Origin of the sequence: Bacillus cereus group sp. BfR-BA-01379 (genome assembly GCF_022663605.1) — a bacterium.
Taxonomy (GTDB): Bacteria; Bacillota; Bacilli; order Bacillales; family Bacillaceae_G; genus Bacillus_A; species Bacillus_A mobilis.
On record NZ_JAKUFT010000110.1, the window covers coordinates 1 to 11,181 of the forward strand.

An 11,181-nucleotide genomic window follows, 5' to 3' on the forward strand; every position below is an offset into this window, starting at 1 on the left:
TCCGAATGAACCTCCTGTTACAACAACTATTACAACTCCTGAAACAGAAACGGCAGTTAATACAGCAACACTACATCCACAAAAAACAGCTGATCGCTCCTTCGTTGCATTAAATGATATCATTACCTATACACTCTCATTTCAAAACACCGGTACTGTCCCTGCTACGAATATAACCGTGATTGATTCTATCCCTACTGGTACTGTATTTGTTTCAGATAGTGTTACGATTAATGGTATTCCTCAACCAGGAACCAATCCAGCATCAGGAATTTCACTTGGAACTTTAGCGCCGTCCGAACGAGCGACGATTACTTTCCAAGTACGAGTAGTAAACATCCCTGCTAGCGGCGAAATACGCAATCAAGGAAGTGTCACATTTAATTATCAACCGGATCCAAATTTACCTCCCGTCACAAAAACAGAAACGACTCCTGAAACTACGACTCCTATTCAAACTGTAGTCATAAGTCCAACAAAAACTGCAAACCTTACGTTTGCAGAAATTGGTGATATCGTAACTTATACTGTCACATTTACAAACCAAGGAACCATCCCTGCTACAGGTGTAACAATTACAGATTCTTTGCCACCTGGTACAACTTTTGTTACGAATAGCGTTACAGTAAATAATATTCCTCAACCTGGCGTAAGCCCAATCACAGGTATTTCCGTCGGTACTGTTAACCCTGGCGAAACTGTCACGGTTACGTTCCAAGTACAAATAAATGCTATTCCACCTAACGGAAAAATAGAAAATACGGCCGTTGTAACCTATATTTCTCAACCTAACCCTAGTGAACCACCTATTACAACGACAGAAACGACTCCTACTGTTACTTTACCGGTTCGTACCGCTAACCCGAATCCGCAAAAAACAGTAGACCGTGAGTTTGCAAGTATTGGCGATACACTCACTTATACAATCACCCTTCAAAATTCTGGTAATATACCTGCAACTGATGTCATTATTACAGATTCTATCCCTACTGGAACTACATTTATTCCTGGAAGCATTACGATTAACGGTATTTCACAACCTGACTTGACACCTGAAACAGGAATCCCAGTTGGCACATTAAATCCTAGACAAATAGTGACTGTTACTTTAGAAGTACAAGTAACTGCTCTACCACCAAATGGTATTATCTCAAATGAAGCAAATGTCACTTACACATCTCAACCAGACCCTACCCTTCCGCCTATTACAACAACCACACCTACTCCAATCGCAGAAACAATTGTACAAAATGCAGAGTTAGAGTCAACTAAAACAGTAGATTTATCAGTTGCTAACATTGGAGATGTACTCACGTATACAATCACTCTTGAAAACATCGGAAATATTCCTATGACAAATGTATCTGTCATTGATCCACCACCAGTAGGTACACAATTTATTATAGATTCCGTTACAGTAAATGGTATTTCACAACCAGGTATTGATCCAAGTGTCGGAATACCTATCGGTACTATACAACCGAATCAAATAGTAAACATCACATTCCAAGTAACGATTACAAATATACCGCCTAACGGGGTTGTTACAAATGTTGGTTCAGTCAACTTTACATCTCAGCCTAATCCAAATGAACCTCCTATTACAGAAACAGAGACAACACCACCAGTTAATACTGAAATCATTAATAGTATTATTAATCCATCGAAAACAGCTGATCGAAACAACGTTGATATAGGTGATATTATTACGTACACCGTTACCTTCCAAAACTTACAAACTGTACAACTGACAGACATCGTTTTTACAGACCCCATCCCAACAGGAACTACTTTCATTCCAAATAGCGTTACAATTAATGGTGTACCAACTAGTAATGTTGACCCAGCTCTGGGCATCCCTCTGGGCACATTAAACCCTAGTCAATCAGTTGTTTTAACATTCCAAGTTCGCGTTGTTTCCATACCACCTAACGGAATTATTGTAAATGAAGCTACTATCACCTACACATTCCAACCTAATCCTGGAGAACCACCAGTAACAGTAACTACTCCAACGCCCCCTACTACTACAAATGTCAACACAGCGACAACGAATCCTACAAAATCCGCTGATAAAGCATTTGCGTTATTAGGTGACACAATCACTTATACAATCTCCTTACAAAATACAGGAACTGTCCCTGCCACGAATGTACTTGTAACCGATCCTATTCCAGCTGGTACTACTTTCATTCCAAATAGTGTAATGATTAATGACGTGCCACAACCAGGTACCGTCCCTAGTTCTGGAATTCTTATTGGTACATTAGAACCTAACACCTCGGCCGTCGTAACTTTCCAAGTACAAGTAACATCGATACCGCCGACAGGTTTTATTGAAAATGAGGGCACCGTTTCATTCCAATATCAGCCAGATCCAAACTTACCACCTGTATCTATTACTACACCTACACCTGCTACAAAAACTCGAGTAAGTGAAGTTACCATTAACCCTAACAAGCAAGCAAACCCTCAAATAATCAATCTCGGTGATACTATCACATATACAATCACATTCCAAAATGTAGGAAATATTAATGCGACAGATGTCATTATGACAGACCCTACTCCAGCTGGAACCAATTTCGTACCGAATAGTGTTACTGTAAATGGTGTTTCTTTACCTGGTGTAAATCCAAGTAGTGGTGTAAATGTCGGAACAGTAACTCCAGGACAAATTATTACATTAATTTATCAAGTTACTGTAACAACATTGCCACCAGACGGCATTATTACAAATACAGCAACTGTCACTTACACATTCCAGCCAAACCCTAGCGAACCACCTATTACCATTACAGATCCTACTCCAACTGTTGAAGTATCCGTTATTACACCTACACCTAACCCAAATAAACTAGCAGACAAACAAATTGTAGATATAAATGAAATCATAATGTATACCGTAACCTTCCAAAATCGCGGATCAGTCCCTGCAACTTCCGTCATCATTACCGATCCGTTAGCGAATGGGTTAACATTTGTTCCTGGTAGCGTTGTAATAAATGGCCTTCCAGACCTTGGAGCAAATCCTGTAGCGGGTATACCTGTAGGTACAGTCGATCCGAACGACACAATTACTGTTCAATTCCAAGCGAGAGTAACAAGCGTACCACCTGGTGGTATCATTCGAAATCAAGCAACTGTTACTTTCACATATGAACCAGTTCCCGGTGAACCTCCTATTACCATTACAGACCCTACTCCAATTAACACAACGAATGTAAATACAGCTATATTAAATCCGCAAAAAACAGCTACGCCGGAAACAGTTACACTAGGTGATATCATTACGTATACGATTTCACTCCAAAATACAGGTACCATTCCCGCTAACAATATTGTTGTAACTGATACAATTCCTGTAGGTACTTCTTTCATTCAAGATAGTGTTACCATAAACAATGTGCCACAACCAACCGCAAATCCATCCACAGGCATCCCGATTTCAACACTTGCTCCTTCTGAATCCGCAACGATTTCTTTCCGTGTCCTTGTTACTTCAATTCCACCAAGCGGAGAAATTCAAAACCAAGGTAACGTTTCCTTCCAATACCAACCTGATCCTACTAAGCCACCTGTATCCGTTACTACGCCTACACCTACTACAATTACCCCTGTAAACGTTGGCACTATTAATCCGATAAAAACCGCTGATACATCCATCGTGTCAGTAGGTGATACGATTACATTTACTATCACATTCCAAAATGAAGGTACGATTCCTGTCACTAATATTTCTGTTACAGACTCACTTCCTGTCGGCACATCATTCATTCCAAATAGTGTCACAATTAATAACATTCCCGTTCCAAACGCAAATCCATCCACAGGAATTCCAGTCGGAACTCTTAATCCAACAGAATCAGTAACTATTTCATTCCAAGTACAGGTTATTACACTTCCAGCTAATAGAATGATTACAAATATCGCATCCATTACGTATACTTCTCAACCTGATCCTACTAGACCTCCTGTCACAACAACGACAACAACACCACCAATTACGATAGAAGTAAATCCTAATGAGCCAAACACATTTATTAAGACAGCGAATGTAAATAGCGTGGAGCTTGGTGACTTCATCACATATACACTTACCTTTACTAACAATGGCGCTATTCCTGCTAATAATGTACTCATTACCGATCCACTGCCTCCCGAAGTTACTTTCTATCCAAATTCAGTAACAGTAAACGGCGTTTCACGTCCTGGAAGTAATCCGACTATTGGTATTCTTATTGAAACTGTTAAACCAGGTGAATCCGTTGTTGTCCGTTTTATCGTTCAAGTAACAGCAGAGCCAAGAAATGGTCTCATTCGAAATACCGCTCGCATTCGCTATACACTAAGACCTGACCCTACTAAACCACCTATCCCTGTCGATGAGACTACAGAACCAAATATTATTCCGTTTATCGGTCCTTTCGTATCACCAAATTTAAATTGTTTCTTTAATGGGGAACGTTTTATACGACGCGGCTGGGACAGAAGATGTTAACAATATAAATAAAAAGACAACGTCAAAAAACGCTGTCTTTTTATGTTATACATATACAGTTTTTAAGTTAATTTCATATCTTTTTCATTATAAAAACCATCTTCTTTTTCCATTTCCTTTTGTAATTTCGTAAAGGAACGGTACATAGCAATTCTCCATGACACAATCATAGCGAACGCCAGTAAGAAGAACATGCCACTAAGTTGTCCTAAATCAAGGGATTGACTTAAGTATGTTTTAAATACAATCCGTACGACAAGTAATCCAATTAATATAAAAACAAATGCTTTTGAACGCTTCAAATAAATCTCTTGTCCTCTAATTTCAAATTTAGATGTTTTAATAAGAAAAATAGAGAAAAACAAACCGACGCCAATTGCTTCTAATATTTCTGCTGGAGTTAGTCGAAATTCTGGAAAAACAAACATCAATGCTCCCGTACTCATAAAAAATGGTGGAAGTATAATTTTTTTCAATGTTGCAGGTTTCTTAGCTGCTTTTAAACGAATAAACATCGCACCGACAGCCATACAAACAGCAACGATACTGGATAAAACAACTATGTTCATATTTTCTCATCCTTTTTTGTGGCTATATGCAAAATATACTTTCATTATATGCTTTTCCGTTAGTATTTCCAACATTTTCACAGAATAATACTAAAAACCAGTAAAACCACCAAATAAACTTGAGAAATACACGATAATTTTCGTCATCCAGTTAAAGTATAGGAAGATACCCATGACAATCATAACGTATCCCCCGATTTTCATGAATTTCATACTATTTCTTTTAATCCAAGTCATTTTCGTAATAAAGAATGATAGCACGAAAAATGGGATAGCAAATCCAAGTATATATGCAATCATATAAATCATTGCTGATTCTGGGTTCGTTGCTGCTAATCCAATGACAGATACTAAAATAGGTCCTGTACAAGGTGTCCACCCTGCAGCAAATGCCAATCCAATTAAAACGGATCCAAAATAGCCACTCGGACGATTTTTAAACGTAAATTTACGGTCTTGCATTAAGAATTTCGGCTTAAACACACCGACAATAATAAGACCGAACACGATGATAAATATACCACCTAACTGTCTAATTAAATCTTTATAATCTGTAAAGATACCTCCGATAAAGCTTGTACCAAATCCAATTGCAATGAATATAATTGAAAATCCAAGTAAGAAAAACGCTGTATGTATCATACTTCTCTTGCGAAGCATTGCATTTTCTTCTTTCAACTCAGAAACCGACATACCTGTTATGTACGATAAAAATGCCGGATAAAGCGGTAAGCAACATGGGGAAATAAATGATAGAAACCCAGCGCCAAACGCTAAAAAAATACTAATATCTTGCATTGTTCCACTCCTCTCTTTACATATTGTAGCAAAAACATATAAAAATACTATGAACAATTCGTGAAATCACTTTAACAACGTGATAATAATAAAAACTACCATTTCACACTGTTTCTAAAAAAACGTTTTCATTTCCTTCTATTATATAGAAAAATCTCAATTAGACTACAAAACCTCTCTAATGTTATTAACATAACAAAGGTGATGTAGTTTCTCAAATGATTAGCACGATACAAGTACGCCTACATATATATTGCTTAAAAAATATTTTTTTCAAATGCTGTCTTTATACAATACGAAGCTGATTTTATAATACTTCTATTATTACTAATTTCAAGATTATGCATAAATATCATACTTTTATTATTATTCTATAAAATGTCACACTTTTCTTTTATTTGACCCTTCATTTTTAATTTTGTATACTTCCCTCTAGTTATATATGTCCGTTAGGAACAATTTCATATAGATGGGAGGAATTTGTCATGCTTCGTTATTCTCTTTTAGTTTTATTAGGAGCGTGTAGTTATGGGATTTTAGCTATTTTTGTTAAGCTTGCATATGCAGAAGGATTTTCACTTGGAGAAGTAATTGGTAGCCAATATTTGTTCGGTTGGATTATTTTGCTTGCTATTACACTTCTATTTTCTAGACATCGTGTTCCATTAAAACAAGCGTTAATTTTATTCGTTGCAGGTACATCTGCAAGTTTTACTGGAATTTTTTATTATGGTTCATTAAAAACTGTACCAGCATCTATTGCAATTATACTTTTATTCCAATTCGTTTGGGTCGGAATTATTATTGAAGCAGTCGCAACAAGAACATTCCCTTCAAGAGAAAAGGTTATTTCCGTTATTTTCTTACTTGCAGGTACATTTTTATCAAGTGGTTTACTAGAGAAATCAGCAGGTGATTTCGATATGACTGGAATCATACTAGGTTTATTATCTGCTGTTACATTCGCAACATACATTTTCGTGAGCGGAAAAGTTGCCGTTGAAGTACCTTCATTACCGCGCGGTGTTCTCTTAATGACTGGCGCTTTAACTTTAGTAATGATCGTATTCCCGCCAACATTTATTTTTAGTGGTGCAATTTCTGAAGGACTTTGGAAATACGGTTTAGGATTAGGAACATTTAGTATCGTTATTCCTTCTATCGCCTTTACAATCGGTATTCCAAAGATCGGTTCTGGCTTAGCGACTATTCTTGGTGCCGCAGAACTACCAGTTACAACAATTATGTCTGTGTTCGTTTTAAAAGAAGCGGTGCTATCTTCACAATGGATCGGTGTATCACTTATTTTAATCGGTATTGCAATCCCGCAAATTGCCTATGCAATGCGTGGACGTTATCGTAAACATCATACACACAAAAAACTGGCAGCATAAAACGAGAGAGGATTTTCATTTGAGAATCCTCTCTTTTCTTATTGTATACTTAATATAAATACTTTATTTAAGAAAGAGGGCATTATACGTGGCAGCAAATCTAGAGCAATTAACTGAATCGCTAATTTCTATTCGTCGAAATTTACATGAGCGCCCAGAATTATCATACGAAGAATTTGAAACGACGAAAGCTATAAAAAATTGGTTAGAAGAGAAACACATTAAGATTATAAATTCTAGTTTAGAAACAGGCGTTATTGCTGAAATTTCTGGGAATAATAGCGGACCAATTATAGCAATCCGTGCTGATATCGATGCACTTCCTATTCAAGAAGAAACAAATTTGCCGTACGCTTCCAAAATTCACGGTAAGATGCATGCTTGCGGTCATGATTTTCATACAGCTGCCATTATAGGTGCCGCTTATTTATTAAAAGAAAAAGAATCTTCTCTTAGCGGAACGGTACGCTTTATATTCCAGCCAGCTGAAGAAAGTAGCGATGGTGCTTGCAAAGTAATTGAAGCTGGACATTTACGTAATGTGCAAGCTATTTTCGGTATGCATAATAAACCTGATTTACCAGTAGGTACAATCGGTATTAAAGATGGTCCACTCATGGCCGGAGTTGATCGCTTTGAAATTGAAATTCACGGAGTTGGTACACATGCAGCTGTACCAGATGCTGGGGTAGACCCTATTGTCGCTTCCTCTCAAATTGTTATGGCACTCCAAACAATTGTAAGCCGAAATATAAGTTCTTCACATAATGCAGTCATTAGTGTCACAAACATCCATTCAGGAAATACATGGAACGTTATTCCTGAAAAAGCTACACTGGAAGGAACTGTACGTACATTCCAAGCTGAAACACGCGAAAAGATTCCCGCACTAATGAAACGTATTATTCAAGGGGTTTCTGATGCATTGGGTGTAAAAACAGAATTTCGTTTTTATGCAGGTCCTCCTGCTGTTCATAACGATACATCTCTAACAAACTTATCCACCCAAGTTGCCGAAAAAATGAATTTAAATATCATCTCTCCTACCCCGTCAATGGCCGGAGAAGATTTTTCTTTTTATCAACAAGAAATACCTGGTTCATTCGTCTTTATGGGAACGAGTGGCACACATGAATGGCATCATCCCGCTTTTACAGTAGACGAGCGAGCGTTACCTATAAGTGCAGAATACTTCGCTTTGTTAGCTGAAAAAGCACTTAAACAATTCGCATAAAGAAGAGCCGTTAAGAAATACTTAACGGCTCTTTTATTAAGTTAAATCACGTTTTAAAAATACCGTATAGGAAATGCTTAAAAATACAAATAAATACAGGAATAACATACATGAAGCAAATGGGAACGTTACTCCATCAATAAAACTGCCATTCTTTGCAATACTGTATAAATCTGTGTTTGCTGGCAGTAAATATTTCGCCCAATCATATCTAGTTGCTGCTAGTAATGCAATGTTTCCGGATAAAGCAAGAAATAGTGAAATACCAATCGCGCCTCCGCTAGATCTTGTTAACACAGAAATCATAAATGCAAATGCTGCATACACAATAGTCGGCAACCACGATAAAATATAATACTTACTAGCTTCTACAAAAATATTTTGTTTTATAATATTTCCGTCTTGGAAAATAAACTCGCTCCATGCAGGCTGCTGGAATTTATAAATAACAAGTCCACATAATGTGGAGAAAATCATATTAAATATAAACAATAATGCTGCAAATATTACGATTGCTAAAAATTTCGCTGTCAAAATTTTAAAGCGACTCGCCGGTCGTATCGTTAAAAATTTATATGTTCCCCAGCTATATTCATTCGCAAAAATTGTACTTGCATACACAAGGATAAACGGGAGCAATATTGGAAATACGATAAAACCTGTATCTCTCATGAAAGAAAGCGGCGAACTGCTTGCCGGCGCTGTATCTGTGTCTATGTACTTCATCTTCAGCTGATATTCCTTTACAAGCTCGTCTCCAGATCGCTCTGCTAAAATAGCTTCTTTTTTCATGCCTAGCTTTTTCTCAATTTCTATAGTTCGTTCTGTATAATCAGCTTTCCATCCTTTTGTTTCTGGTTCTAGATACTTTACCGTAACCCATCCTAATCCAATTATTAATACTGCAATAACTGCAAAGGGAATAATCGTTCGCTTTCGCTTAAATATTTTATACAATTCGTTATATACTAAATTAAACAATATCTTTTCCCCCTGTTAATTCTAAAAATTGCTCTTCTAACGTTTTTCTTTCTTCATATACACGATACACTTGAATATTTTTCTCAAGCAATGTACGAATAACATTTGGGATTTCTTCATCTTTTACAGTAATAAGTAGATCATTACCTTTTATTAAAACATCTTGGTTTAACAATTCCGCTGCTCTCTTTGCATCATCTACACGTATACGGATTGTCTCCATCTCTTCGCTTTGATTATGCTGAATATTTTGCGTCGCCACATATTCTCCGTGCTGAATAATGATAACTCTGTCACACATTAATTCAACTTCTGAAAGTAAGTGACTAGATACAAGTACCGCTTTTCCTTGTTCATGTGCAATTTTCTTTATGTACATTCTCATTTCATGTATTCCACTAGGATCTAATCCATTCGTTGGTTCATCTAATATCAATACATCTGGATTGTGAATAAGCGCTTGAGCAATTCCTAAACGTTGTCTCATGCCAAGTGAATATGCTTTTACTTTGCGGTCAATTACTTGTCCCATCCCTAACAATTTCACTACTTCATCGATACGTTCTTCTGTCACGTTACCATTCATTCGTCCGAAATATGTTAAATTTTCATAGCCGCTCAAAAAAGGATAAAATTCCGGTGTCTCAATTACTGCTCCAATTTTCGAAGCAGTACTTTCAAATTGCTGTTTTACAGATTGGCCGTCAATCCAAACTTCTCCCTCTGTCATACGAATCATGCCGACCATCATTCTCATTAAAGTCGTTTTTCCAGCACCATTTGGTCCGAGTAAACCAACTACTTCACCTTTTTTAACTTCGAAACTAATATTTTCTACAAGTGTCTTTGAACCGATTCGCTTCGTTAATCGCTCAACCTTTACAATCGACTGTTCATTTGTCATTCTATACAACCTTTCCTTCCCATTCTTTGTCAGGTCTTTACACTGTAACATGATTATTTTTATGTGTAAAATAGAAAAAGGCATGATTTCTCATGCCTTTTCCTTGAAATGAAATGAATTTTTATCTTGTAAAATTTGAACAAATCGAAAACATTGCATCATCGATAATAGGACGATAACGATCATAATTATACTAACAACTGCTATTGCATATATTGTAATCGGTGCACTATTTATCCCTTGTATTCCTGCTATTTTCATAAAGATAATCGTAAATAATTTCAAAAATAACATCCCATTAACTAATCCAAAAACAAACGCTGCTCCATAAATAAATAATTGCTCCTGACATAATAAACATAGTACGTCATTTCTCTTCCTATTCTCTACTACATAAGATTTAATTTCCTCTTTCCTCACTTGTAGAAGAGAAAACGTTATTTTATATGTAGTAAAAACACATATAAAAATGAATATAAGAAACAGTGTATAAAAACACATTTGAAATAAAAGTGTAGTCCCTAATTCCTCAACAACTACTTCATTAAATTGGAGCGAAATCATAAAAAATAAAATCATAGTACTCATAGCAACCCACATGAATTGCTTCATCCTTTTGGCAGCGAATGTTCTTATATTTTTTCTCACTAACTGACATAAAGACATATGTTCTTCCCCTACCTTACTTCATAACAAACTCATTCTATACTACAAGTGTATAAAAATATGACATTTTAAACATCGCACTACAATCTGAATTTGTTCTAAGTCTTTAGTCCTAGAAAATAAAATGGTAAAAA

General features: G+C 36.4%; 7 protein-coding genes and 2 pseudogenes. 3 read left to right on the plus strand and 6 right to left on the minus strand.

Features of this window, described 5'->3' with window-relative positions:
- Nucleotides 1-4,501: pseudogene (locus MR113_RS25430) on the plus strand (hypothetical protein); the annotation flags it as partial.
- A 62-nt stretch (nucleotides 4,502-4,563) separates the two neighbouring features.
- Here the strand turns inward: MR113_RS25430 and MR113_RS25435 are convergent.
- From MR113_RS25435 to MR113_RS28630, 3 genes and pseudogenes are all read right to left on the minus strand, one after another.
- Nucleotides 4,564-5,070 (minus strand): CcdC family protein, encoded by a 507-nt coding sequence (locus MR113_RS25435; protein ID WP_001028635.1) that lies wholly within the window; start codon nucleotides 5,068-5,070, stop codon nucleotides 4,564-4,566.
- 90 nt (nucleotides 5,071-5,160) lie between these two features.
- The gene (gene ccdA, locus MR113_RS25440) at nucleotides 5,161-5,868 is read right to left on the minus strand and encodes a cytochrome c biogenesis CcdA family protein (protein WP_242257278.1); all 708 of its coding nucleotides are present in this window, start codon (nucleotides 5,866-5,868) and stop codon (nucleotides 5,161-5,163) included.
- 16 nt (nucleotides 5,869-5,884) lie between these two features.
- Nucleotides 5,885-6,028: pseudogene (locus MR113_RS28630) on the minus strand (peptidase T).
- Between the two features lie 325 nt (nucleotides 6,029-6,353).
- Between MR113_RS28630 and MR113_RS25445 the strand changes: the two are divergent.
- Nucleotides 6,354-7,262, plus strand: coding sequence for an EamA family transporter (locus tag MR113_RS25445; RefSeq protein WP_242257279.1), 909 nt, complete (start codon nucleotides 6,354-6,356; stop codon nucleotides 7,260-7,262).
- A gap of 88 nt (nucleotides 7,263-7,350) precedes the next feature.
- Entirely contained in the window at nucleotides 7,351-8,496 is a 1,146-nt protein-coding gene (locus MR113_RS25450; RefSeq protein ID WP_242257280.1) for a M20 peptidase aminoacylase family protein, read from the plus strand.
- Between the two features lie 36 nt (nucleotides 8,497-8,532).
- Here the strand turns inward: MR113_RS25450 and MR113_RS25455 are convergent, their stop codons facing one another.
- From MR113_RS25455 to MR113_RS25465, 3 genes are all read right to left on the minus strand, one after another.
- Nucleotides 8,533-9,477, minus strand: a complete 945-nt coding sequence (locus MR113_RS25455; RefSeq protein ID WP_242257281.1) for an ABC transporter permease — start codon at nucleotides 9,475-9,477, stop codon at nucleotides 8,533-8,535.
- The gene (locus tag MR113_RS25460; protein ID WP_242257282.1) at nucleotides 9,470-10,381 is read right to left on the minus strand and encodes an ABC transporter ATP-binding protein; all 912 of its coding nucleotides are present in this window, start codon (nucleotides 10,379-10,381) and stop codon (nucleotides 9,470-9,472) included. The genes MR113_RS25455 and MR113_RS25460 overlap by 8 nt, the downstream gene beginning before the upstream one ends.
- Before the next feature lie 90 nt (nucleotides 10,382-10,471).
- The gene (locus MR113_RS25465) at nucleotides 10,472-11,047 is read right to left on the minus strand and encodes an ABC transporter permease (RefSeq protein WP_242257283.1); all 576 of its coding nucleotides are present in this window, start codon (nucleotides 11,045-11,047) and stop codon (nucleotides 10,472-10,474) included.
- Between the last annotated feature and the right edge of the window lie 134 nt (nucleotides 11,048-11,181).

What these genes read in the sequence shown, in the direction of transcription:
- MR113_RS25435 (WP_001028635.1), bottom strand. Translation starts at nt 5,070, where the DNA reads ATGAACATAGTTGTTTTATCCAGTATCGTTGCTGTTTGTATGGCTGTC.
- ccdA (WP_242257278.1), bottom strand. Translation starts at nt 5,868, where the DNA reads ATGCAAGATATTAGTATTTTTTTAGCGTTTGGCGCTGGGTTTCTATCA.
- MR113_RS25445 (WP_242257279.1), top strand. Translation starts at nt 6,354, where the DNA reads ATGCTTCGTTATTCTCTTTTAGTTTTATTAGGAGCGTGTAGTTATGGG.
- MR113_RS25460 (WP_242257282.1), bottom strand. Translation starts at nt 10,381, where the DNA reads ATGACAAATGAACAGTCGATTGTAAAGGTTGAGCGATTAACGAAGCGA.
- MR113_RS25465 (WP_242257283.1), bottom strand. Translation starts at nt 11,047, where the DNA reads ATGTCTTTATGTCAGTTAGTGAGAAAAAATATAAGAACATTCGCTGCC.